Annotated in this window: 20 protein-coding genes and 1 pseudogene; 10 read left to right on the top strand and 11 right to left on the bottom strand. The window is 65.5% G+C overall.

Annotation, left to right across the window (positions count from 1 at the left end):
- Positions 1-78: 78 nt before the first annotated feature.
- Positions 79-876: an SDR family NAD(P)-dependent oxidoreductase gene (locus Q0964_RS05695; protein WP_299264588.1), complete on the top strand. Its 798-nt coding sequence runs from the start codon at positions 79-81 to the stop codon at positions 874-876.
- 107 nt (positions 877-983) lie between these two features.
- Positions 984-1,847 carry a universal stress protein gene (locus Q0964_RS05690; protein ID WP_299264586.1) on the top strand — a complete coding sequence of 288 codons (864 nt, stop codon included), beginning with the start codon at positions 984-986 and terminating at the stop codon, positions 1,845-1,847.
- A 17-nt stretch (positions 1,848-1,864) separates the two neighbouring features.
- On the opposite strand, the gene Q0964_RS05685 is transcribed toward Q0964_RS05690, so the two are convergent.
- From Q0964_RS05685 to Q0964_RS05660, 6 genes are all read right to left on the bottom strand, one after another.
- Positions 1,865-2,803, bottom strand: a complete 939-nt coding sequence (locus tag Q0964_RS05685) for a DUF5995 family protein (protein ID WP_299264583.1) — start codon at positions 2,801-2,803, stop codon at positions 1,865-1,867.
- A gap of 68 nt (positions 2,804-2,871) precedes the next feature.
- Complete coding sequence (locus Q0964_RS05680) at positions 2,872-5,151, bottom strand: methyl-accepting chemotaxis protein (RefSeq protein ID WP_299264580.1); 2,280 nt, start codon at positions 5,149-5,151, stop codon at positions 2,872-2,874.
- A gap of 92 nt (positions 5,152-5,243) precedes the next feature.
- Positions 5,244-8,102 (bottom strand): bacterio-opsin activator domain-containing protein, encoded by a 2,859-nt coding sequence (locus Q0964_RS05675; RefSeq protein ID WP_299264577.1) that lies wholly within the window; start codon positions 8,100-8,102, stop codon positions 5,244-5,246.
- 134 nt (positions 8,103-8,236) lie between these two features.
- Positions 8,237-8,527, bottom strand: a complete 291-nt coding sequence (locus Q0964_RS05670) for a hypothetical protein (protein WP_299264574.1) — start codon at positions 8,525-8,527, stop codon at positions 8,237-8,239.
- 51 nt (positions 8,528-8,578) lie between these two features.
- Positions 8,579-10,267 carry a flavin-containing monooxygenase gene (locus Q0964_RS05665; RefSeq protein ID WP_299264572.1) on the bottom strand — a complete coding sequence of 563 codons (1,689 nt, stop codon included), beginning with the start codon at positions 10,265-10,267 and terminating at the stop codon, positions 8,579-8,581.
- Positions 10,268-10,597: 330 nt separating this feature from the next.
- Positions 10,598-11,074 (bottom strand): acyl-CoA dehydrogenase family protein, encoded by a 477-nt coding sequence (locus tag Q0964_RS05660; protein ID WP_299264569.1) that lies wholly within the window; start codon positions 11,072-11,074, stop codon positions 10,598-10,600.
- Positions 11,075-11,665: 591 nt separating this feature from the next.
- Between Q0964_RS05660 and Q0964_RS05655 the strand changes: the two genes are divergently transcribed.
- From Q0964_RS05655 to Q0964_RS05645, 3 genes are all read left to right on the top strand, one after another.
- Positions 11,666-12,376 (top strand): bacteriorhodopsin, encoded by a 711-nt coding sequence (locus Q0964_RS05655; protein WP_299264567.1) that lies wholly within the window; start codon positions 11,666-11,668, stop codon positions 12,374-12,376.
- 48 nt (positions 12,377-12,424) lie between these two features.
- Positions 12,425-12,988 carry a HAMP domain-containing protein gene (locus Q0964_RS05650; RefSeq protein WP_299264564.1) on the top strand — a complete coding sequence of 188 codons (564 nt, stop codon included), beginning with the start codon at positions 12,425-12,427 and terminating at the stop codon, positions 12,986-12,988.
- A 99-nt stretch (positions 12,989-13,087) separates the two neighbouring features.
- Entirely contained in the window at positions 13,088-13,741 is a 654-nt protein-coding gene (locus Q0964_RS05645; protein ID WP_299264561.1) for a hypothetical protein, read from the top strand.
- A 54-nt stretch (positions 13,742-13,795) separates the two neighbouring features.
- Here Q0964_RS05645 and mutS read toward each other — a convergent pair whose 3' ends face one another.
- Positions 13,796-16,456, bottom strand: coding sequence for a DNA mismatch repair protein MutS (mutS, locus tag Q0964_RS05640; RefSeq protein ID WP_299264558.1), 2,661 nt, complete (start codon positions 16,454-16,456; stop codon positions 13,796-13,798).
- A 202-nt stretch (positions 16,457-16,658) separates the two neighbouring features.
- Here mutS and Q0964_RS05635 point away from each other — a divergent pair, with 202 nt between their 5' ends.
- The gene (locus Q0964_RS05635) at positions 16,659-18,182 is read left to right on the top strand and encodes an alpha/beta hydrolase family protein (protein WP_299264555.1); all 1,524 of its coding nucleotides are present in this window, start codon (positions 16,659-16,661) and stop codon (positions 18,180-18,182) included.
- Here Q0964_RS05635 and Q0964_RS05630 read toward each other — a convergent pair.
- Entirely contained in the window at positions 18,130-18,630 is a 501-nt protein-coding gene (locus tag Q0964_RS05630; protein ID WP_299264591.1) for an ATP-binding protein, read from the bottom strand. The genes Q0964_RS05635 and Q0964_RS05630 overlap by 53 nt on opposite strands.
- A gap of 77 nt (positions 18,631-18,707) precedes the next feature.
- Entirely contained in the window at positions 18,708-20,096 is a 1,389-nt protein-coding gene (thiD, locus tag Q0964_RS05625; protein WP_299264553.1) for a bifunctional hydroxymethylpyrimidine kinase/phosphomethylpyrimidine kinase, read from the bottom strand.
- Positions 20,097-20,300: 204 nt separating this feature from the next.
- Between thiD and Q0964_RS05620 the strand changes: the two genes are divergently transcribed.
- Positions 20,301-20,447 (top strand): DUF7331 family protein, encoded by a 147-nt coding sequence (locus Q0964_RS05620; RefSeq protein WP_299264550.1) that lies wholly within the window; start codon positions 20,301-20,303, stop codon positions 20,445-20,447.
- On the opposite strand, the gene Q0964_RS05615 is transcribed toward Q0964_RS05620, so the two are convergent.
- Complete coding sequence (locus Q0964_RS05615) at positions 20,448-20,810, bottom strand: AIR synthase family protein (protein ID WP_414652133.1); 363 nt, start codon at positions 20,808-20,810, stop codon at positions 20,448-20,450. It lies immediately after the preceding gene.
- 48 nt (positions 20,811-20,858) lie between these two features.
- On the opposite strand from Q0964_RS05615, the gene Q0964_RS05610 reads away from it, so the two are divergent.
- The 3 genes and pseudogenes from Q0964_RS05610 (at position 20,859) to Q0964_RS05605 (ending at position 22,336) form a co-directional block, all read left to right on the top strand.
- Positions 20,859-21,494, top strand: a complete 636-nt coding sequence (locus tag Q0964_RS05610; RefSeq protein ID WP_299264548.1) for a DsbA family oxidoreductase — start codon at positions 20,859-20,861, stop codon at positions 21,492-21,494.
- Positions 21,495-21,633: 139 nt separating this feature from the next.
- Positions 21,634-21,914: pseudogene (locus Q0964_RS18305) on the top strand (toxin-antitoxin system TumE family protein).
- Positions 21,911-22,336, top strand: coding sequence for an HVO_A0114 family putative DNA-binding protein (locus Q0964_RS05605; protein WP_299264546.1), 426 nt, complete (start codon positions 21,911-21,913; stop codon positions 22,334-22,336). Before Q0964_RS18305 ends, Q0964_RS05605 begins: the two are co-directional and overlap by 4 nt.
- Before the next feature lie 34 nt (positions 22,337-22,370).
- Here Q0964_RS05605 and Q0964_RS05600 read toward each other — a convergent pair.
- Positions 22,371-23,333: class I adenylate-forming enzyme family protein (locus Q0964_RS05600; RefSeq protein WP_299264544.1), on the bottom strand; the 963-nt coding region annotated here is incomplete at its 5' end.

Raw genomic sequence — 23,333 nt, 5'->3', positions numbered from 1 at the left:
CCGGGGCCGTTCGTTCGACCGGGTTCCGCGCCGAAAGCCACCGGTAGAATCATTTCGCTCGCGCTCGCCCATCCGCCGATGCACGAAGCAGACTTCGGCGTGGCCGGCGAGACGGCCATCGTCACCGGTGCGAGTCAGGGAATCGGTCGTTCGATCGCGGAGACGCTCGCGGCTGGCGGTGCCGACGTGGGCATCTGCTCACGGGAGATGGATCGCGTCGGCCCCGTCGCCGACGAGATCAACGACAGCGACGCCGACGGCGAGGCCCTCGCGGTGGAGTGTAACGTCCGCGAGCGCGAACAGATGGAGGCGTTCTTCGCGACGGTCGTCGAGGAGTTCGGCGGCCTCGACATCGTGGTCAACAACGCCGGTGGGGAGTTCGTCGCGCCCTTCGAGGACATCTCGCCCAACGGCTTCGACTCCATTCTCGACCTGAACGTGATGGGGACGGTCCACGGAATGCAGGTCGCCGGCGAGGTGATGCGGGAGGACGGTGGGGGAACAGTCGTCAACGTGGCGAGTGTCAACGGCCAGCATCCCGCGCCCAACGAGAGCCACTACGCGACGGCGAAGGCGGGGATCATCCATCTCACGGAGACCGTCGCAACCGAGTGGGCCGACGACGGCATCCGAGTCAACTGCGTCGCACCCGGCCTGATCCAGACGCCAGGGGTCGCGGAGACACTCGGTATCGACAGCGAGGACATGCCCCCACGGGAGCAGGCCGACCGCCGCATCGGCCACGGCGAGGACATCGCCGACGTGGTGCAGTTCCTCGTCTCGCCTGCTGCTGCCTTCATGACCGGCGAGACGGTCACGGTCAAGGGCGTTCCCCGCCCCGGCAACTCGATGCAACACGACCTCGGCCTCCAGTAACGGTTCGCCGTTGAACCCGTCCAGCGGCCCGACGGCACACCGTCCCCCGTCGGCCGGGGACCGACGACGCCGGGAGCTATACGACTGCCGCCCAATAGGTTCGGACGATGTTCGAACGGATTCTCGTGCCGACAGACCGCAGCGACCCGGCGCGGCGGGCGCTCGAACAGGCCGCCGACCTCGCGTCCCGGTACGACGCGACTCTCACTGCCCTCAGCGTCGTCGACACGCGCGAACTCGGCAGTAGCTCCGAGACCGACGAGCGCACGGCGACGGTACGGGCGGAACTGGATGCGACCCTCGACGACCTCGAGGCCGACCCGACGCCCGAGACGGCCGTCCGGTCCGGGGTCCCCAGCGAGGAGATCGTCGATTACGCCGACGAGTCTGGGCTGGACCTGATCGTGATGGGGACCCACGGTCGGACCGGTGTACGCCGCTATCTGCTGGGGAGCGTCGCCGAGAAGGTCGTCCGGCTGTCAGACGTGCCCGTCCTGAGCGTCCACCCCGCGGCGGTCGACGTGGGAGCCGTCCCCTACGAGCGAGTCCTCGTCCCGACCGACGGGAGCGACGGTGCCGGCGTGGCCGTCGACTGTGCGACCGACCTCGCGACGACCTACGACGCGGCTCTACACGCGCTATCGGTCGTCGACACCGGCGCGATGGCCCGCGACGTGCAGTTCGACGCCGCCATGGACCAGCTCCAGGAGCGCGCTCAAACGGCCGTCGAGACGATCGCGGACGCCGCGAGCGAGGTCGGCGTCGAGGACACACCGACGGCCGTACTGGAGGGGCGAGCACACGACGCGATCGAATCCTACGCCGAGGACGAGCGAATCGACCTGATCGTGATGGGGACCCACGGCCGGAGCGGGCTGGACCGGTACCTACTGGGGAGCGTCGCGGAGAAACTCGTCCGGACGACCTCAATCCCCGTGCTGACTGTCCGGCTGCCAGACGCGGCCGACTGACGGCCACTTCCGGTGTATTACACGACCTCGTCTAGTCGCGCCCCCAGCCGATCCAGCACGTCGTCCGGATCGACGCCCTCCCGCTCGAACGCCCGCAACTGCGCCAGCAGGTCCGGATCGAGCGACGGCCCGAGGACGAACGCGGCCCCACCGGTCGCCGACGCTCGGAGGACCCACTGCGCCAGCGACGCGACCGGCGAGACTCCCACGTCGGTGAGGACGACTGCGACCCGCCAGGCCTGCTCGCGGGCCGCTCTGAGTCCGACCAGGGAGAGCCGTTCGTCCAGCCGGCCGAAGGCGGCGTCCACGTCGGCGACGCCAGCCGCGTACAGCTCGGCCAGCGCGGTCTGCTGGGCGTCCACCAGTCGGGCCAGCACCTCGTTCACCGCGCGGTGATCGGCCAGCTTCGACTCCCGGTCGGCGTCGATCCCCACGTCCCGGAGCGTGAGCGCCAGATCGTAGTTGATGTGGGCATTGATGCCCAGGAAGGCATCCTGTATCACGAGGGCGTCACCGCGGATCGCGGTGCTAAAGCCGATCCGCCACGGGTCCGGGACGGCCCCGAGTTCGCCGCGCTCGAAGGCCAGAAACGCCCGCCGGTAGTAGTTCGTGAACGTCGCCGTGTAGGCGCGCATCCACTCCGGATTGGCGAACCCGCCGCCCGCGATCCGCGACTGGACCCGTTCGGTCATGCGTGTGTAGATCGTCAGGAAGACCGCCCGCCGGTCGCTCCGGTCCCGCAGCAACGTTTCGAGTCGGCGCAGCCGCTCGGTGGCGTCGTCGACCGACTCGAACGCCCCCCGTGCGACGGCGACCAGCTCAGCGTCGGGCGTGTCGGGCGGCTCGTGCTGTTCCACGTCGTAGCGGAGCGCACGGACCAGCCCACGGAGTCGGCGGCCGTCGACCAGGCGCGCGGCGTCCCCGTAGGCCGACAGCGAACGAAGCGGTCCGGTCATTGCCGCCTCGTGACAGCGACGAGTAAAAGCTGTGGGGGACACAGGCGGTGGCCGCACCGCCGCCGGTGTCAGCGACCGGACTCGGTCGTCGGATCGTGGGACGCGCTCGAGCCACCGTCGGTCTCGGCTGTGGGAGCGGTGCCACTGTCGGCGGTGGTCGGTCCCGAATCGGACTCTTCGGTCGGTTCGACCTGCTCGGTGGCGTCGGCCGTGGTCGCTGCCGGCGATCCGTCCTCGTCGTCGCCGACCTCGAAGTCCGCGACGTCGTCGTGGAGTCCCGCCGCGAGCTGGGACAGCTGTTCGATGCTCGCCGCCGCCTCCGACAGCGACGACGCCTGCTCCTCGGACGCGGCGGACACGTTCGTCGCTTCCGCGGCAGTCTGCTCGCTGACGGTCGAAACCTCGTCGACCATCGAGACGACCTCCTCGGCCGAGGCCGCCTGATCGTCCGTCGCGTTGCCGATCTCCGTGATGCCGCGTTCGGCTTCCTCGACGGCCGTGGCGATCTCGTCGAACATCTGAACGGCGTTCTGTATCGTGTCGGCACCGGTCCGGACGCGTTCGGTCATCTCCTCGATACCGTCGACCGTTTCGCCGGTCGTCTCCTGGATCGCCTCGATACGGCTCTCGATCCTGGCGGTCGCGTCGCCCGCCTCGCCCGCGAGGGTCTTGATCTCGTTGGCGACGACGCCGAAGCCCTCACCGGCTTCGCCGGCGCGGGCGGCCTCGATGGAGGCGTTCAGCGCCAGGATGTTCGTCTGTTCTGCGATGTCGGCGATCAGGTCGACGACTTCCCCGATCTCGGCCATCTCGTCGTCGAGCGTCTCGACTTTTCGGGTGGCGCGTTCGGCCTGTGACTCGATGGCCTCGATCTCGGCCGTCGCGGTGGCCGCGTGTTCTCGCCCGGTCTCGCCGTGTTCGACGGCCGTCCCTGCCGTCGAAGACACCTCCTCGGCCGAGGAGGCGATCTCCTCGACGGTCGCCGACACGTCGTTCATCTCGCTGGCGACCGTCTGAAGCTGGTCGCTCTGGCGGTCGGTACCCTGTGAGATCTCTTCGATCGACTCGGCGACGTCCTCGCTGGCGGCCTCGACCTCCTCGGCACTGGCCGACACCTGCTCGCTCGACTGTGCCACCTCGTCCGCGATGGCCTGGACGCTACTGATGCTGGTTCGCAACCGCTCGACGCCCTCGGCGAAGTCTTCGAGGACTCGCCCGTACTCGCCGGGGTGATCGGTATCGATGGTCTGGTCGAGCCGGCCCCGTTTCAGGTCGTCACTGGCCCGCGAGATCTGCTCGAAACTCTCGGACAGCCGGTCGGTCCCGCGCGAGAAGTCCGCGAGCACCGCGCCGTATCGGCCGGGCCGGTCGGTGTCGACGGACTGGTCGAGACGCCCCTGCCGGAACGCCTCGCTGGCGGCTTCGATCTCGTCGAAACTCCCGGTGAGCTGGTCGGTCCCGTCGTCCAGACTCGTCATGATGTCACCGTACGTCCCGGGATGGTCGGTATCGATATCCTGTCGTAGCGTCCCGGTTTCGAGGCCGCTGCTGACTGCACGCAGATCCGTGAACACGCCGTCGAGGATGCACTCCATGTCGCCGAACGCGTCCACCATCCGTCCAATTTCGTCGTCCATCTCACGCTCCTGGTTCTCGGTGTCGAGGTTCCCCTCGCTGATGGCCACAGCGGACTCGGCCAGCCGGTCGAGCGGTGGCGTGACGTGACGGTCGAGGAGAACGCCGATCCCGAGCGCTGTGAGCAACGCGATGACCGTGAGCCCGAGCAGTTCCAGCTTCGTCGTCTGTGCGGTGCTGTCGGCAGCCGCGATCTGTGCCTCCATGTCCGCCTGGGCCGCGCGTTCGATCTCGTGGCCCTGCGTCTCCATGTCCTGCCGGAGCCGGTCCATCTCGGCTACCTTCCGGTCCGCGAGCTCGCTGTTGCCCGCCGCTTTCGCATCGAAGAACTCGCCTGCGAGCCGGTTGTATTCCTCGTGTGTCTCCCGTAACTCGTCGAGTCGTGCCTGTTGCTCCCCGCTGACGTCCATGTTCGCCGAGACGTCCTGGAAGTGTGCCGTGGCGTTGTCGAATTCCTCGCGCGCCCCCGACCGACCGAGTTCCGCCGACTGTACGGCTACCTGTTGTTGCTCGATGGCGACGAGCATCTCCGCGGCGTGGTCCATATCCATCCCGTCCTGCCCGACGACGTGTATTTCGTGGTCGAGTTCGGTGACGCTCTGGTACCCGAGCAGTCCCGTCACGCCGACCAGCAGGGCGACGATCAAAAACGCCGCGAGCAACTTTGGCCGGAGATCGAGCGTATCGACCTTGAGGCGTTCGAGCAGACGCATACCCGAAATCCACCAGCCATTCACCTCAAACGATGTACTAGCAGGTTAACCGCTACCCGCCGAGCGGGGATTAGGTGTCTAACCCCTCGTTCTCAGAAGCGAAAACTGTCCGCCGGGCCGAAGACCGTCTCAAGTAGCGTCCGGTGTGCAGCCTGCAGGTGATTGTAGACCGCGGGGCTGGAGATGTCGAAACTCTCCGCGAGGTCTTCGCCGGTCACTTTGCGGGGCGTCTCGTAGTAGCCGCCGTGGTAGGCCGCGTTGAGAATCTCGTGCTGTCGATCCGTCAGGCGGTCCGCGATCGTCGCCGTTTCGGGACCGTCCGGGCTTGTCGTCTGGCGCCGTGCGAGGAGATCGATGTCCGGGTAGCGCGACGTGAGCGAATCCAGCAGCGGCCGCGGGGACGCGGTCGTGGGTAACGCGACGCGGACCGTCGTCCCGTCGGCTGTCGCCGTCGACTCGAGCAGTCGCCCGCCGTGTTTGACGATGTCCGATGCGAGAAACGGCTTCGTGATCCACAGACTCAACTGTCCGTGTTCGACGGTGCCGAACCATTCGGCGTCGACGATACTGGCGGTCGACCGCGCCGCTTCGAGTACCTGTTCGGCGTCGCCACGCTCGACGGTCACGAGACTGCGAACCGCGTCGGTCGCACTCTCGGCGACCGTGTCGTACCGGATTGCCGCGTCGGTCTCGGCCGCGAGCCGTTGCAGCGGGTAGGTCTCGTCGGACAGCGAGAACTCGAGTTCGGTGAACCCTCGCTTCGAGCCCTCGTAGCGATTGTCGAGAATCCGACTGTAGTTCGACATCAGCGACGCGATGTCGGTCAGGAAATCCTCGTACAGCTGTCCGAACGCCTCGTCGGTCCGTGAGTACGCCGTCAGCACCCCGTAGAGCACGTCGTCGTACACCAGTGGAATGCACACGACCGATCTGAACTCGACGGAAAGCGCTTCTTTCGCCCAGGGCTCGTCGATGACGCGCTCGGAGATGTTCGAGCACCTGTACGGCTCGTGACTCGTCGCCGCCCGCTGTGCGGGCACCGGACTGTCCGTCTCAGCGGTCCCGATTGAATCGAGATACCTGCCGTCCTCGCCCGCCCACGCCACCGGGTCGAGATCCGCGTCCTGCCCCTTCGGTCGTCCAACCCAGACGAAATCGACCGCTTCCGTCCGGGAGAGTTCTTCACACACGCCAGCGTCCAGCGCCTCCTGGCTCTCGCTGTCAGCGATCCGCCGCTGGACCCCCTGGATCACGTCGATGACCCGTTTCAACTCGTCGACTTTCGTCTGCTGAGTTGACAGCTCCTCCGTGATCTCGGACCGGACTCGGTCGCTGTGGTGGCGCTGGAAGGCGGATTCGGCGTTCGCCGCCACCACCTCGATGAGGTCCTGGTCCACGTCGTCGAACGCTCGCTCACCGGTCGTACACGCTAACGTCACCCCGAAGTCACCGATGGGAACGATCAGCGCCTGATTCATCGCCATGTCAGTGTCCTCTTGGATCTTCCGACCGTCGACGATCCGTGACTCGCCGTTCCGGTAGGCCTCCCAGATCGGGTTCGGTCCCGGGTCGACGGGACCCGGTGCAACGGGCGCGTCGACCGACGACGACCGGGCTGCCGGCTGGAGACACCCGGCCCCCTCGTCGAACCGCTTGACGCTGACGTACCCGAACCCGAAGGCGCGCTCGACGAATTCCACGAGAAACTCGGCGATCACCGGGAACGAACTCGGTGGGTGGAACTCACGCGTCGCCGTGTGCAGCTCTCGGAGGATCCGCTCGCGCTTCTCCAGTACCTGCTCCCGTCGCTTGCGATCGGTGATGTCCGTCGTGACGCCGACAATCCGCCGACCGTCCGTGTCGCCGAGTACCTTGCCCCGACCGTAGATCCAGCGCTCACAGTCCTCTGTCTGCACTCTGAACTCCACGTCGAATCGTTCCCCGTCTTCCCGCGCGGTCCGTATCTGCTCCGCCACCGCCTGTCGGTCGGCCGGGTGGATTCGTTCGACGTACCGCTCGAGGCTGTCGGCGTCCGGATCGACGCCGAACAGTTCGGTGATCGTCCTGAAAGGCCCCACAGTGTCGCCGTCCTCGAGCACCCAGACACCGGTCTCGGTCTCTTCGAGCGCGATGTGCAACCGCTGTTTCGTCTCGCGCAACTCCCGCTCGCGGGCCTCCTGCTCGGTGATGTCCTGCGTCACCCCGATGGCCGCCCGGACGTTCCCGTCGTCGTCGGACACCGGATGTGTCCGATGGACGAGGACACGGTCGTCGACCGTCGTTTCGGTCGTCACCGACTCGCCGTCGAGCGTTCGGTGGTACGCCTCCACGAACTCGTCCCGGTCGCCCGACGTGAGGTCACTCACCTTCGCGCCCTCGACGCTCTCCGGCACCTCCGGCAACCTGTCGAACAACTCGCCACGGGCGAGTCGGTATCGAAACGACTCGTCGACCAGTGTGATCGCACCGTTCGGAAAGTAGTCGAGCACCGTCTCGTATCGCTGGTCGGGTACACGTCGATCCGAGCGGTGCTGTTCGGTCACGTCGACGAACTGGTCGACTCGACCGCCGGCGAGTGGTCCAGCCGATACCTCGTGACCGTGATACTGAACCCACCGCTCTCGACAGGTGTCGGTCGCCAGCACGTGACAGTCGACGCCACCAGGCCCACACTCGCTGCTGGCAGACGGGGGGAGCCGGGCCGGCTCCTCCACCCGGGGCTTGATCCGTGATTCGAGCACCGCCGCACGCTCGGCCCCGATGGCCTCCTCGGTGTCGAAGCCGAAGTACTCGCCGACGCAGTCGGCGACCCAGCTCACAGTGCCGTCGGCGTCGGTGACGAGGACGCCAGTGTCGGCGGCCCCGATCAGCGACTGGACGAGTTCCGGGTCGCTGGCGAGCGACCGGAACGGCGACTCGGCCGAACTATCTCCGGAGTTGTCTCGACTCATTCGTTCGCAATCCTCTCGCGTCTCTCGACGCTGTTCTGGATAGAGACGCACCTGAAGTACAAAAACCCGTGCCCCTCACGCGTTCCGACAGGTCTGTGGCGACGCCGGATCGCTCGCTCCCGTCGCGAGCCGTCTCAGGCGTCCTGTTCGTGTACTTTCTCCAGCACGGCCGACTCGGTGACCGAGACGACGCCCGCCTCGTCGAGCGTCTCGGCGAACCCTTCGGAGTCGTCGTAGGAAAGCGCCTCCGCCAGTCGGTCGTCGACGACCTCCTGCAGGACGACCACAGTGTCTCCGTCGTCGGTCGGGCGAAACGCCTGCGTACCGAGCGAGCCGTGGGTCGCCCGCGCCTCGGCGTTTGCCTCGTGGTGGCGCTCCAAGCGCTCGTGCTCCTCGATGTCGTGTTTGGCGTAGATGTAGGTCACGTCGGCCCTGCGGGTAACACCAGCAAAGAACCGGAGGTCCCGACGGTCCCCTCAGTCGTCCGCTTCGGACACGGCGTCGCCTGCCGAGCTACTGGGTCGACCCAACTCGAAGCCGTCGTAGTCGTCGCGGGCGACCCGGGCACAGATCTCCCGATAGTTGTCGAGGCCGCCGGGGAAGGGGGTGAACACCTGCGTCTTCCCGGGCACGTTCGCGCCGCGATACCAGGACTTGGCCTCGGAGAACAGCATGTTCTCGGCCAGCATGTTGGTGTTCTGGACCCACTGGTTTTCGGAGGCCTCGCTCGCCTCGATGCGGTCGTAGCCGTGGTCGTCCATGTACCCGATGCAGTCGGCGATCCACTCGACGTGCTGTTCGATCGCCATCGGCATGTTGGTCAGCACGGACGGACTCTGTGGCCCTGTAATCGTGAACAGGTTCGGGAACCCGTGGGTCATGAGGCCGAGATACGTCCGCGGGCCGGCGTTCCACTTCTGTTCGAGGGTCCGGCCGTTCGGTCCCTCGACGTCCAACGCCAGGAGTGCACCCGTCATCGCGTCGAACCCGGTCGCGTACACGAGCACGTCCAAGTCGTAGTGGTCGTCGGTCGTCCGGATACCCCCGGCCGTGACCCGCTCGATGGGGGCCGCGTCCACGTCGACCAGCGACACATCGTCGCGGTTGAACGTTCCGTAGTAGTCGTTGTAGTCCATCGGCGGGCGCTTGGCCCCGTAAGGGTGGTCCGTCGGGACGAGTGTCTCGGCGGTCTCGGGGTCGTCGACCTTCTCGCGGATTTTCTCTCTGATGAACTCCGAGACGGTCTCGTTGAGTTCGGCATTCGACAGGATGGACCCGGGCTCGAAGGTGTGGAGAAACCGGAAGCCACCCTGCTGCCAGCGCTCTTCGAGAACCTCCCTGATATCGTCCTCCGAGAGACCGTATGCCGTCTCGTGTTCGTGCTCGAACGGCATCCCCAGCCGGGAGTCTCGCGCCCGCTCCCAGATGTCGTCGTAGTTCGCCCGGATCTCCTCGTACCTGTCGTCCTCGAGTGGACGGTTCCGGGCCGGGACCGCGTAGTTCGGCGTCCGCTGGAAGACCGTCAGATGGTCGGCCCGACCGCCGACAGCAGAGATGAACTGGATGCCGGTCGAACCGGTACCGATGACGCCGACGTGTTTGTCACTGAAGTCGACCCCGTCTTCGGGCCACCGGGCCGTGTGGTGCCAGTCTCCCTCGAACTCGTCTCGACCGTCGAAATCCGGACGGAACGGCTTCGAGAGACAGCCGACCGCAGTGATGAAGTATCGCGTCGAGACGCGCTCCCCGTCGGCCATCTCGACGCTCCAGGTGTCCGAACTCTCGTCGTACGTCGCCGACGTGACCTCCCGCTCGAACGCGATGTTTCGTCGCAGGTCCAGCCGGTCGGCCACCCACTGCAGATACTCGAGAATCTCGGGCTGTTCCGGGTAGCGCTCGCTCCACTCCCACTCCTCGTGGAGGTCCCCGTCGAAGGAGTAACAGTAGATGTGACTCTCGCTGTCACAGCGTGCACCAGGATAGCGATTCCAGTACCACGTCCCGCCGACTTCGTCGCCTTTCTCGTAGACGCGTACGTCCAGGCCCTGCTTGCGCAGTTTGTGTAGCATGTACAGGCCCGAAAAGCCCGCGCCGATGACGACGGCGTCGACATCGGTGTCCGCACTTTCCCCGGCCGTGTTCACGTCCATGCTCGCGTCAGACACTATGTATCACTGAACATGTCCAGTGGCTGGCCGTAATTAAACCCACTCCTCCAAGACATCGGGCATATATAAGTGGTGGCCAGGCTTCGGCCGGTCCGGTGGGCTCAGCCCAAGACCGTCGGGACGCCATCGCGCTTGAGCCAGCGGGCGACGGTGTCTTTTGAATCCCGTCGGTCCCGCCGGCCAACCGCCAGCCGCGCTGGAGTCGGTAGAGAAACTCTAAGGGGTGACCCTGCCGACAACCGTTCGCGCCACAGACCTGCAGTGATTGCTAACTGTGACGCCAGGGTCGTCGAGGTCGACGGTGCCGGTGCCGAGTCTCTCCGGAAACTACACCCACGTCACACCGGTCGACGCGCCCTCGAACCGTGAGACCCACGCCTTCTCTCCGTTGACGACGGGGTTGCCATCGCGCTCCTCGACCACCGTGTTCATCGCGTGTACGTCGGACACAGCCTCCGGCTCCGAGATATAGATCGCGGCGAAATCCCCGTCTTCGGTCAGCGGTGGCAGGTACTCCTCTTTGGCCGTCTCGGTGCCGAACATGTCGACCGTCCGTGGCGCGGTCATGTGCATCGAACTGAGAGACGCCGCCGTATCGGGACAGACCCGGCCGATGGCCTCGTTGAGCAACAGCGCCTCGAACTCGGAAAGACCCGCACCGCCGTGCGCCTCGTCGAAGTTGCTTCCCAGAAAGCCACGGTCGGCGAGCAACTCCAGGTTCTCCCAGGATGCCTCGCCGTTCCACTCGTAGACCCGCTCGGCGAGCTCGCTTTCAGCGAGTTCCGAAGCCGTCTCGACCAGCATACGCTGCTCCTCGCCCAGTGGAACTATGGCTGAAACTGCCTCTACACTACATAATTCTTTTTCCGATGGCAGTCTCACCCGAACCGAGAGACGGGCCGCCGGACCCGACTCCGGCATCGCGGCCGCTCCGGTTACTACGCCTGACCGTCGCCGTTGCGCCCGGCCTGTCAGGTCTTAGGACACCGCGGGACCGGTACACGACCTTGTCGGCGAGTCCAGCCAAGCCACGCAATCTCCAAGGCTCATACAGCTCAGGTGGAAGGCTGATGTCTAGTCGATGGGCTGTGTCACCGGCAGGTGTACGCCCCCGAACGGTACGGGCGCCCCGACGACGAGCGCTCCCCGGCTACCTCCGTCGTAGCAGCGACAGTCCAAGACGTCCAACGGCGCCGAAACACTGAGCCACTCTTCCCCCTGTTGACCGTCGTCACTTTCTTGTGTAGTATTCGAAGAACAAAATAAAGTGTCGAGGAAACGTAATATTAAATACGCGCCCAGACAGTACTTTGACTCTCTTTACCAACTAACTGCGCAGGAGTATGGCGGCGATTTAACAAGATTTACACCCGTCAAAACGTAGTATTCCACACCATGGTTGGTTCAGCAGTCTGGTTCGGTATCGGCGCGAGCATATTTTTTATTTCGATTGTGTTCTTCGTCTGGTTCGCAGCGAGACGGGGCACGCTCCGCTCGCCATTTTATTACCTCCCACCGGTACACGCCGCCGTCGCAGGGACGGCATACCTCGGGATGACCGCCGCCGCTCTGGGACTGCTTCCAGGCATCGTCGACATCGAACTGCTACGGTTCGCGGACTGGATGATTTCGACGCCGATAATCACGTATTATATCGGACTGCTCGCTGACGTTGACTCCTCTACGCGGAGCGTCGCCGTCGGTATGAACGTCCTGATGATCGCCCTTGGCTACCTGTTCATCGTCCTCTCAGGGCCGCTCCAATGGATCGCCTTCAGCGCCTCGTTACTCCTGTTCGTCGGCCTCGTCTACCTGTTCGTCCGGACGTTCGGGCAGGCGTCGGTCGGGGCATCACGCACCGCTCGTAGCCTCTTCATCAGCACCCGGGACCTGACCGTGACCGTGTGGTCGATATACCCGCTTATCTACCTGCTCGGTCCGCTCGGTGCCGGAGTGTTACAGGCGGCGGATCTCGACTTTACTGTCGTCGTTCTTGATCTGACCGCGAAGGTGGGTCTGATGTCCATCATCCTGTTGCGACAGTACGAATTGAACAAGTTCGTCTCCCGGGACGTGTCGGCCGTGAGCAGGTCCGCCGACGACTGAACAGTACCGGGTCCAGTATTGCACGATATCCAAACATCACTGAAAAAAATGACCGAAGCATCACGCTCGCGAACGCAGTACACGACGAAGTTCGGAATCGGCACGGCTTTAATAATCGGCGCTATCGCAGTGGCGGCACTCAACATATACACCAGCCTCGCACCGAAGTTGGAGTCGTCGCTGCAGGCCGACCTCCTGTCGGGTATCGTGACGATACTGATCGTCTTGATCGTTGGAGTGCTGTTCGTCGCCGCCTCCGTGGGCCGCGAGGCGCTGTCGGCGTTGCAGATCGTCGCTGCCAGGGCCCGACAACTCGAGGAAGGCGAGTTCGATACGCGCCTCGAGACCAACAGAGACGACGAGTTCGGCGAAGTGTACCGCGCGCTGGCGGCCTTCCGCGACGGAACGGAAGGCCGGTCCGAGGTCATCGAGGAAGCTGTCGAGCGGGAACGGGAACTCGAAACTGTCGCTGGCGAGTGGTCCGCACAGATGGACGCCGTGGCGAGCGGTGACTTCTCACAGCGACTCGACGAGACTGTCGACGATCCGAATCTGACGGCACTCGCCGCGAGTTTCAACGATATGATGGACGAACTGCAGGACCAGCAGTGACCGAGAGAGGACTGATTGACAACCTGGCCTGGGGTCGGCGCGACCCCGGCACCGTGTAGTGTCTCGTCGTGACCAGCAACCACCACCGAACGTTCAGTGATGTCTGATACTATCCCATACGCCGCCGAACCGAACCGAGTCCTATCGACAGGAGCAGTGTCACTCGACGCGGTCGGACTGTCGTTCTCCGCGCGACAAGACCGCATCGTAATCGAGGCAAGAACCGGACAGATCGACGAGCGGACGATCACACTCCCGTACGACGAGGTCCAGCGCGTCTCCGTCGTTGACGGTGTCGCACCCGGTATCGAGATCGCGACATCGCAAACGGAGTACGAAGCCACGGACATCTCGCCGTCGCTTCGCGAGGTCCGTCGTGTGGTGACGGCGATACGTCGACAGAGTCCAAATATCGCGACGGAACGCAGTCGAACGGACGGTGCCAGACAGAACAACGAAACAACGACCGCGTCCGAAGACGACGACGGTTCCCAACCCGACACAGCCACGTCGGCGCCGGCGGAAACCAACGGAAATGGCGCTGACGAGGACGGTAATGACGACGGCGACGCCATCGTTACCTTCGCGCCGGGCGAGGTGATGACGTGCCCGGCGTGTGGAGGCAAGACGGCGGTCCCAGACCGGTTACCGAGCCAGCGTCAGAGGGCTGAGTGCCCGGACTGCACCGAAACTATCGGGCACGTCAACGAGACCGGCGACCACATCGCCGTCGAAGCGGCCGACCCGGACTGACCGGTCCGGTGAACCGGACCTGCACTCCACCGCACCCGGAATCACCCCTCCTGTTCACTCCACGTCGATGCGGTCCTGCCACTCCTGAACGCGTGCCAGTAGCTCTACTGGCGGCACTTCGTCGAGGTTGAGACTGGCGAGGTCCGACAGTACGTCCTCTGTTTCCGGGTCGATGGTGGCGTCGTCTTCGGCTGTCACCTGGGACCCGTCCTCGCTGTGAGTACCACTGGCGAAGTCGCCGGCGTTCAGGTCGAAGACAGCCTGTGTCGTGCTGCGCCCTGTGTCGCTGCCTTTGATATCGATGGCCTCGTCCTGCCGGAGCCGGTCCAGTATCGTCCGTGAGCGGTCGACCACGGGTTCCGGCACGCCCGCCAAGTCGGCGACGTGAATCCCGTACGAGCGGTCCGTCGGCCCGTCTCGCACGGTCCGGAGGAACGTCACCTCGCCGCCTGTCTCGTCGGCCGCGACGTGGACGTTTTCGACTGCCGGCAGTTCGTCCGCCAACCCGGTTAGTTCGTGATAGTGCGTCGCAAAGAGCGTCTTCGCTCGCACCTGGTTGTGGAGATACTCCGTCGCGGCCCACGCGATACTGATGCCGTCGTAGGTGGCGGTTCCGCGACCCACCTCGTCCAGGATGACCAGCGACTCGTCGGTCGCGGAGTGGAGGATGTTCGAGAGTTCCTGCATCTCGATCATGAACGTCGAACGCCCCTGTGCGAGTTCGTCGAGCGCGCCAACACGGGTGAAGATGCCGTCGACCAGGCCCACCCGCGCCGACTCCGCGGGGACGAAACTGCCGACCTGTGCGAGCAGTGTGATCAGCGCCGCCTGGCGCATGTAGGTGGACTTCCCGCTCATGTTCGGGCCGGTGACGAGCAGAAAGCGCCGGTCGTTGTCCATCGACAGGTCGTTCGGGACGAACGAGGTGGTCTGCTCGACGACTGGGTGGCGGCCCTGCCGGATGTCCAGTGTCCGGTCCGCGACCAACTCGGGACGAGTCCAGTCGTTGCGGACGGCGTGCGTCGCCAGACTCGCCAGCGCGTCGAGTTCCGCCAGCGCCCGACCCACGTCCTGTAAGAGCGTCGCCCGGTCGGCCACCCGCGCTCTGAGTTCCTGAAACAGTTCGTACTCCAGTTCCCCCCGTTTCTCCTCCAACCGCAGCACCTCGCGCTCTTTCTCCGCCAGCTCGGGAGTGGTGAATCGCTCGGAATTTTTGAGCGTCTTGACCGCCTCGTAGGCCTCGGGCACGTCGTTGGCCTCGCTCTTCCCGACCTGGATGTAGTAGCCGTCGGTTTTGTTCCGGTCGACCTGAAGATGCGTGATGCCGTGGCGGCGCTTCTCGCGCTCGTCCAGCGTCTCGATCCACTCGCTGGCCGACTCGTGTCTCTCGATGAGTTCGTCCAGGTCGTCGTCGTACCCACGCTGGAAGAGCCCACCCTGTGTCACGGTTCCCGGCGGGTCGTCGGCCAGTGCCGCGTCCAGTTCGGTAGCGAGGGCAGCCGCCGCGTCGCGGTCGGCGCCGTCGACGACCGCCGCCAGCGGCGACTCCGCCAATCGACTCGTTCCGTCGACGACGTCGGCCGCCCGGGACAGGAGTGCGAGTGTGTCGGCGATCCGCAGGAGGTCGCTGGCGTCGGCGCTGCCCGACGCCGCCCGACTCGCGAGCCGTTCGAGGTCGTACGCGCCGTCCAGCACGTCCCGGAGTTCCTCGCGGGCCATCGCGGCCCCCGTGAGGGCGGCCACTGCTGACTGCCGCCGCTCCAACTCCTCACGGGACCGTCGGGGTCGGACGAGCCACTGGCTCAACAGGCGGCCACCTGCGCTCGTGACGGTGTGGTCGATGGTCGAGAAGAGCGAACCCGACCGGTCACCCCGCATGGTCTCGGTGAGTTCGAGGTTGCGCTGTGTGGTCGCGTCCAGTTCGACGTGGTCGCTCCCGCTGTAGGTCTGCAGGCGGGTGACCGAGGCCAGCGCGCCCTGCCCCGTCTCCTCGACGTAGGCCAGCACCGCGCCAGCCGCCCGGATTGCCGCCTCGTCGTCGACGCCGACGCTCTCCAGTGCATCGTCCCCGAACTGCTGGCCGACGGTGTGGCGCGCTCGTCCGGGGGCGAAGGCGTCGGCGGCGTGCAGCGTCAGCGTCGCCGTCGTCCGGTCGCGAATTCGCTCCAGCAGGCCCTCGTCGGCCCGCACGTCCGGGCCAGGCAGCACCTCCGCGGGGTCGAACTTGTACAGTTCCGTCAGCAGCGCCCCCTCGCCGTCGTCGCCGTCGTCGCCGTCGACGCTGGTGACGAAAAACTGCCCCGTCGTCACGTCCGCGGCGGCGACGCCGTAGCCGCCGCCCTCGCGGACGACCGCCGTGAGGTACTGCGCGTCGTCGTCACGCGTCTCGATCAGGGTCCCCGGCGTCACGATACGGGTCACGGCCCGCTCGTGGCCGTCGTCGGTCTCGTGCTGGTCCGCGACCGCCACCCGATAGCCGCGCTCGACCAGCGCCGTCAGGTACGGCGTCAGGTCGTCGACCGGGACGCCCGCCATCGGATACGACGCGCCGTGCGAGGACTTCTGTGATACCTTCAGATCCAGTTCGTCGGCCACGGTCTCTGCGTCCTCGTCGAAGAACTCGTAGAAGTCGCCACACTGCATCGCCAGCAGGTCCGCCGCGGTCTCCTCTTTGAGGGCGAGAAACTCCCCGACGATACCCGTCGCCTCTGTCATACCCCTGACTGGGAGCGACACCGAATAAAACGCTGTGGGTCCGACCGCGGATAGTGTTGCGTCCACAGACCGCTCCGTCCCCGACACAACTGGCACTCTTTGCCCCCTGCTCCCTGCAGAATATTTCACCAGCACGCGTATAAAATACCGAAGATAACAGGCAGATATAAACACTTAATTTGGTTCTTTTTGAAGATTGTCGATGCGTATCATGGGAGCGAATCGCAATGCGGACGAGCGGGGTACAGATGTGGGGCGGATGAACCGTCGACGATTCCTCGGGGCCTCGGGGGCGGCTCTGACGGCGCTGGCCGCAGGGACCGGGACGGCGACGGCGTCGTTTCAGTCGGGTATCACGACCGAAGACTACACCATCGATTCCTGGGACGGGACGAAACTACCGGCAACGCTGTACACGCCGGACGCGAACGAGCCACAACCGGCCGTGCTGATGACCCACGGCTGGGGTGCGTTCCGGCAGTCGCCGCTAACGGCACCGAAGGCCAAGTTCCACGCGAAGCGAGGCTACAACGTCCTGACCTACGACTCGCGCGGGTTCGGCGGCGCCGAGGGGACCGTCGGGCTCGACGGGCCCAACGAGATCAAAGACGCCCAGCGGCTGGTCGACTGGCTGGCCAACCGGCCGGAGGTGGCGCTCGACGCTACCGACGATCCGAAACTTGGGATGGACGGGGTCTCCTACGCCGGCGGCATCCAGCTATCCGCGGCGGCGGCCGACGACCGAATCGACGCGGTCGCGCCGCGGATCACCTGGAACGACCTGCAGTACTCGCTGGCACCGAACGGCGTCATCAAGATCGGCTGGCTGTCGCTCCTGCTCGGACTCGGCGGCATCAGCGCGAACCTGATCGGGCCGGACACGAACATCGACCCACGGCTGTACGACTGGTACAAGCAGGCGCTCAGGACCAACGACCTCCCACCGGGGATTCTGGAAGCTAACGAACTCCGGTCGTTCCCGTACTTCGAGGACTACGACACGCCGACCTTCCTCGTGCAGGCGTGGGACGACTCGCTGTTCAAGCCCATCGAGGCCGTCCGGACCTACCGGACCCTCCAGGACCGCGGTGTCGAGTCGCGGCTGGCGTTTTACGAGGGCGGGCACGCCCCAGAAGAGATCACCGTGCCGTTAGACCAGCGCAAATACATGAACGGGCTTGTAAACAGTTGGTTCGACCGACATCTCCGGGGTGAGAGCACCGACATCTCACAGTCGAACACGTACCTCAAACAACGCGAGGAGTTCCGAACCGAGGACCAATTTCCGCCGGACGACACCGAGTTCATCACGTACAATCTCGGCAACGCCGACGCGAACGGGGACGACCGCATCGAGCAGTGGAGCTTCTGGTACGACTCGAACGTCACCTACACCTGGGACGTGCGCGACCGCGCCGAGTGGTACGGTACGCCACGGATCGACCTGTCCGTCGACGTACACGGCCCGGAAGCGCGACTCTTCGTCAACCTGTTGCGCAACGGCGACCCGATCAACGGTATCGGTGAGGCGTACCGGATCGAAGGGTCGGGCGTCTCCCGCCCGAGCTTCGAGTTCCCGACCCTCCAGCGGTTCGTCTCACCCAGCGACACGCTGGGAATTCAGGTCGAGGTGTCCAGTCCGTACTATCTGGACTCCCGTGAGTCGGACGGCGTCACGGTCCGGCCCGGCGAGTCCAGCGTCCGCCTGCCACAGCGGCCGCGGTAGCGACCCGGCCCGATCTGACCTCGAACCGCGCGCCCGCCCCGCTCGTGTGGCCGTCGTCGGCGACGCGAACCCGACAGTCGTGGGCATCGGCGATGTTCTTGACGATCGCGAGGCCGAGTTCCGTCCTGCCGTCGCGCCCGGAGGTGCCACACTCGGAGCGGTGATCACGCTGGTCGGCGGGGACGCCAGGGCCGTCGTCGTTGGAGAGCAACCCGACGCGGACCGGGACGGCCGCCGTCGATTCCTCGCCCCGGTCACCCTGCTCAACCGAAGCCTCCGACGGCTGTGGCTGTGGGCGCGTGGAGCCTTGCTCTCCGGTATCACTGGAACTCGCAGCGTTCTGGTCGCCTATCGAGCCATGCTCCACGGCGTTGCAAAGGCCGTTCTCGAACAGTTGCTGGAGGCGGCCCCGGTCGGCGTGGGCGGTGCAGTCGGTCGTGACTGTCAGCGTCGCGTTGCCGATGTCGACGATGTCCCAGACAGCACGGGCGATTCGGTCGAGCGAAACATACCGGATATTTCCGCCTACGTGGTGTCGAGAGCGCCCCGCACCGCCAGCGTCCGCTCGGTTAACTCCGTGGCGTCGTCGGCCAACAGTTTCAGTATCGGCTCCCTCCCCACGCTGCCCTGACTGACGACTGCGACGGGCGACCCGTCGGCGCGTTCGTAGGCCGTCTCTGCCGTCCACTGCTGGCCCGACTTCACCGAACCGCCCGCCGCCTCTCGGTTGTCCGTCGCCGCTTTACCGACCGTCACGACCTCGCCGTCCAGCACGGACAGCGCCGCCGCCACGTCGTCGTCGAACCGACAGCTCACCGCGAACCGCCGGGCGGCGTCGAACTCCCGGCAGGCGATCAGGAAGCGCGCGACCTGACTCGACGCGCCGAAGCGAACGCCGCGATTGGGCCGGACACCGGAGACCGTTCGGGTTATTCTGCCTTCGACAGCAGCGGTTTCATCGGGCCGTTCGGCGAAGGGCGTCGCACCCACGACGTTCATGCCCATTTCGGGGACCAGCGGCGAGACGTCGCGGTCGACGAACCGCTCGACGACCTCGGTCACACACTCGGCGGTCGGCTCCCGAGCGGCGCGGTTCCGCAACGCCACCGCGTGGTGGACACTGCCCGGCCCCTCGCCCACGTCGAGCGGGTAGCGTACGGCCCGCGCGAGCAGGTCGATGCCCGTCTCGACGGCCGCCGTGAGGTCGTCACCCTGGGCCAACTGGGCCGCGATGGCGCTCGAGAGCGTACACCCCGAACCGTGAGTCGCGTCGGTTTCGACCCGTGGATGCCGGAACGTCTCGACCGTTTCCGCTGTCACCAACACGTCTACGACCTCGTCCGTCCGGTCGCCGTCGGCGAGGGTCACGTGGCCACCCTTGACCAGCGCAGCGGTCGCGCCGAGGTCTCGCAGTTCCATACCTACCGCCCGCATCTCGCGTTCGCTCTCGGGTTCGATCCCCGTCAGCACCGCCGCTTCGTCGGCGTTGGGCGTCACGAGTGTCGCCGCCTCGATCAGGCCCTCGTAGGCCGACTCCGCCTCCGGTTCGAGCAGGCGGTCACCCGAAGCCGCGACCATCACGGGGTCGACCACGAGGTTCGGGAGGCGGTCTGCGTACCCCTCGACCGCGTCGATGATTCCGGCAGTCGCGAGCATCCCCGTTTTGACTGCCCCGACGTCGAAGTCGTCGAGGACGGCGTCGAGCTGTGCCTCCACCTCCGCGACCGGGAGCAGATGAGTTCCCTCGACGCCGCGGGTGTTCTGTGCCGTGACGCTCGTGACCGCACTGGTGCCGAACGCCCCGCAGGCTTCCATTGTCTTCAGGTCCGCCTGAATGCCTGCGCCGCCGCCGGAATCACTGCCCGCGACGGTCAGCGCGACCGGTCGCGACTCCGGTGCTGCTCGTCGTTTCATACCCTCCAGTCGGGCCGGGACACACTAAGCCGTTGGCGGTGCGTGCCGCCAGCGAGCGGGCGTCACGACCTTATCCATCCTAATATGCTAACAATACTCCATACAACATTCAGCACAATGCTTATACTTGGCAACGACTCCCATACGAGTAGGACACAACCGACGGCGTGTGAAGACAGGCCTCGGTCGTGCGCAAACACAACAATGGCAGAACCAGCAGAGCAGATCGATACCGAGACCGATGAAAAGTACGGCGAGTTCGAAACCGAGGACGGCGACCTGATCGTCTACGACAGAGACGAGAAGGCAGCGTGGATACAGTCCAGCACGGCCACGACGGTAGAGCAGTAATCAACGTTTCGCGGCGTACTCCTCCATAGCCGCCCAGAAGGGGTTTCGCCCCGGGTGACGTCTCTCTTCGCCGTCAACGACCAGTCCCGACCTCGAGACGACCTCGTCCGCGTCGGCGACCGGCCCTTTCGTGACGACGATGCGGTCGCCCGCCCGGGCCCCGTCGGGTCGCACGAGGTCCGCCGGATCGCCCACCGCGAGTGGTGTCCGACCGCCGACCATCGGGTAGTTACAGCCGACGTATCGGCCGGTGTGGCCCGTGACGACCGAGACGCCCAGCGTCCTCGCCCCCTCGTCGAAGGTCTCCCAGAGGGTCTCGAACTCCGCGTCGGTGATTTCGTCCCGAACCCGCTCGTCACTCACTCGCCCCTGGACCGCACGCCTTTCCCGTCTCCCGGCCCTCAACGGGCCATGTCCGATACGACGACAGACGAGCGAATCACCGTCTACTCCGACTACGTCTGCCCGTTCTGTTATCTCGGCCGGCACTCGCTGGCGGAGTACCAGGACGAGCGCGAGGACGACCTCGTGATCGACTGGCACCCCTTCGACCTCCGGGCCGGCAAGCGCAACCCCGACGGGAGCATCGACCACGACGTCGACGACGGGAAAGACGAGGACTACTACCAGCAGGCCCGCGAGAACGTCCGGCGACTACAGGAGCAGTACGACGTGGCGATGGACCTGGAACTGAGCCGGGAGATCGACTCGCTTTCGGCACAGATCGCGTCCGTTCGCGTACGCGACGAGTACGACTACGACGCGTGGCTCGACTTCGACTGGGCCATCTTCCAGGCGCTCTGGACGGAGGGGCGAGACATCGGTGACCCCGACGTGCTGGCGGACATCGCGGACGACGCCGGCGTCGACCCCGACGACGTTCGCGCGGCCCTCGACGACGACGACCTCCGCGAGCGCGTCCGCACGCTGTTCGACGACGCGAAAAATCAGGGCGTCAGCGGCGTGCCGACGTTCGGGTACGACGGGTACGCCGCCCGCGGGGCCGTCCCGCCCGAACAGTTGCGACGGCTGGTCGAGGGAAGTTAGGTACCCCTCGTGTACGGCATCCGTGGTTTGATTGTTCAGTCCCTGCAAATGCTTACCCGGCGACGGGCCGAACGCGGCTGCGGAAGTGATGGTGATGATCCCATAGTCCAAGATGATGGGGGTAATATCATAGTACGAGATGGGCCGCGAGGTCATCGAAGACGTCGAGGACCGCGACGGTAACTTAGTCGTCCGTCGGAAAATCTACCGGACGGACGATCCGAAGTTCCCGACTGGGTATCGGTACGCGCTCCACTACGGGTACACCGACGGCCGTGGCACATTCTCCGATACGACAACGAGAACCAGACGCCGGGTCGTCACGAGCGACACACGCCCGACAGCATCGAGGAGACCGAGTTCCCGGGGATGCTGACACTCCGGGACCGTTTCACGACCGAAATCGAGGATCTACCATGACCACGGACACGCTGAAAATCACGTTCGGACAGGCCGACGAACACGCCGATGCGGCGCGCGACCGTCTGCGAAAAGCGGAAACCGGCGAGCGCGGCGGAGAGATCGAACAGGATGCCCGGTTCATCCTGAACTTCGAGGACTTCGGCGAGAGCGAACGACTCATACGAACGTCGAATTTGACGCTGCTGGAAGCCATCGTGAACGACCGACCCGATAGTATTCGTCAGACTGCGGCGGCTGTGGACCGCGACTACAAGGAAGTCCATCGGAACCTGAAAGAACTGGAGTCACTGGGAGTGATCGAGTTCGAGGACGACGGCGCGAGCAAACGACCGGTCCTCAGGGGCGGTGCGGAGACAGTCGACATCTCGCTCAGTATCGGAACCGGGACCGTCGGTCGCCACTCGGGCGCCTCCGCGTGACTCCCGAAACGAAATCTGTCGGAGACTGTCTCGCCTACAGATCCTCGTCCTCGGAGCGAAGCGGTTCGCTCAGTCGGTCCTCGGTCTCCTCCTCTAGCTTGTACCGCTGGACCTTCTGGGTCGCGCTCCGCGGGAGTTCGTCCACGAAGAACACCCGGCGTGGGTGGGCGTAGGACGGGACGTAATCGAGCGTGAACTCGCGGAGTTCCTGTTCGCTCACCTCGGCCCCCTCGGCGAGGACGACGTACGCGACGGGGGCTTCACCCTTCACTTCGTGAGGTGCGCCGACGACGGCGGCCTCTTCCACGTCGGGGTGTTCGTAGAGGGCGTCCTCGACTTCGGCGGGGTAGATATTCTCCCCGCCGGCGATGATCATGTCGTCGGCGCGGTCGACGATCCAAAAGTAGCCGTCCGCGTCGACGCGGGCGATGTCTTTCGTGTAGAAGTAGCCCTCGTCGTCGAACACCTGTTCGTTCTTCTCCGGGCGGTCGTAGTAGCCCTCGAAGACGTTGGGGCCGCGGATCGCGATCTCGCCGGTGACGCTCGCCTCGTCCTCGAAGTCGAGGTCGTCGTCGGGGAACGGCTCCAGCTGGTCGGTCGAGACCCTCGTCTCGCGTGTCTCCGGATCGACGAGCTTGATCTCCACGCCGTCCAGGACGGGGCCGACACAGCCCGCCGCCTTCCGGACTCCCCGGCTGGGCTCGACGGTCCCGGCGGGGCTGGTCTCGGTCATCCCCCAGCCTTCGACCATCGGCACGTCCCACTCCGCCATGATCTCCCGCCGGGTCGCGTCGGCCAGCGGGGCGGCCGCACAGGTGACCGAATCCAGCGACGAGAGGTCGTACTCCTCGGGGTTCTCGCGGTACTCCCGGAACATCATCGTGTACATCGCGGGGACACCCGCGAAGTTGGTCACGTCGTTGTCCTGGATGGCGTTCAACATCGGCTCCGGCTCCGGTTGGGCGACCAGTACCATCGTCGAGCCACTGTACAGGCC

The sequence above is a fragment of the Halorientalis sp. genome (genome assembly GCF_028275115.1).
In the GTDB taxonomy this organism is placed as follows: Archaea; Halobacteriota; Halobacteria; order Halobacteriales; family Haloarculaceae; genus Halorientalis.
This window is presented reverse-complemented; position numbering and strand designations above follow the sequence as displayed.

Excerpts from the sequence above, each read along its gene's own strand:
- Q0964_RS05695 (WP_299264588.1), top strand. The coding sequence starts at position 79 with ATGCACGAAGCAGACTTCGGCGTGGCCGGCGAGACGGCCATCGTCACC.
- Q0964_RS05690 (WP_299264586.1), top strand. The coding sequence starts at position 984 with ATGTTCGAACGGATTCTCGTGCCGACAGACCGCAGCGACCCGGCGCGG.
- Q0964_RS05685 (WP_299264583.1), bottom strand. The coding sequence starts at position 2,803 with ATGACCGGACCGCTTCGTTCGCTGTCGGCCTACGGGGACGCCGCGCGC.
- Q0964_RS05680 (WP_299264580.1), bottom strand. The coding sequence starts at position 5,151 with ATGCGTCTGCTCGAACGCCTCAAGGTCGATACGCTCGATCTCCGGCCA.
- Q0964_RS05675 (WP_299264577.1), bottom strand. The coding sequence starts at position 8,102 with ATGAGTCGAGACAACTCCGGAGATAGTTCGGCCGAGTCGCCGTTCCGG.
- Q0964_RS05660 (WP_299264569.1), bottom strand. The coding sequence starts at position 11,074 with ATGCTGGTCGAGACGGCTTCGGAACTCGCTGAAAGCGAGCTCGCCGAG.
- Q0964_RS05655 (WP_299264567.1), top strand. The coding sequence starts at position 11,666 with ATGGTTGGTTCAGCAGTCTGGTTCGGTATCGGCGCGAGCATATTTTTT.
- Q0964_RS05650 (WP_299264564.1), top strand. The coding sequence starts at position 12,425 with ATGACCGAAGCATCACGCTCGCGAACGCAGTACACGACGAAGTTCGGA.
- Q0964_RS05645 (WP_299264561.1), top strand. The coding sequence starts at position 13,088 with ATGTCTGATACTATCCCATACGCCGCCGAACCGAACCGAGTCCTATCG.
- mutS (WP_299264558.1), bottom strand. The coding sequence starts at position 16,456 with ATGACAGAGGCGACGGGTATCGTCGGGGAGTTTCTCGCCCTCAAAGAG.
- Q0964_RS05635 (WP_299264555.1), top strand. The coding sequence starts at position 16,659 with ATGCGTATCATGGGAGCGAATCGCAATGCGGACGAGCGGGGTACAGAT.
- thiD (WP_299264553.1), bottom strand. The coding sequence starts at position 20,096 with ATGAAACGACGAGCAGCACCGGAGTCGCGACCGGTCGCGCTGACCGTC.
- Q0964_RS05620 (WP_299264550.1), top strand. The coding sequence starts at position 20,301 with ATGGCAGAACCAGCAGAGCAGATCGATACCGAGACCGATGAAAAGTAC.
- Q0964_RS05610 (WP_299264548.1), top strand. The coding sequence starts at position 20,859 with ATGTCCGATACGACGACAGACGAGCGAATCACCGTCTACTCCGACTAC.
- Q0964_RS05605 (WP_299264546.1), top strand. The coding sequence starts at position 21,911 with ATGACCACGGACACGCTGAAAATCACGTTCGGACAGGCCGACGAACAC.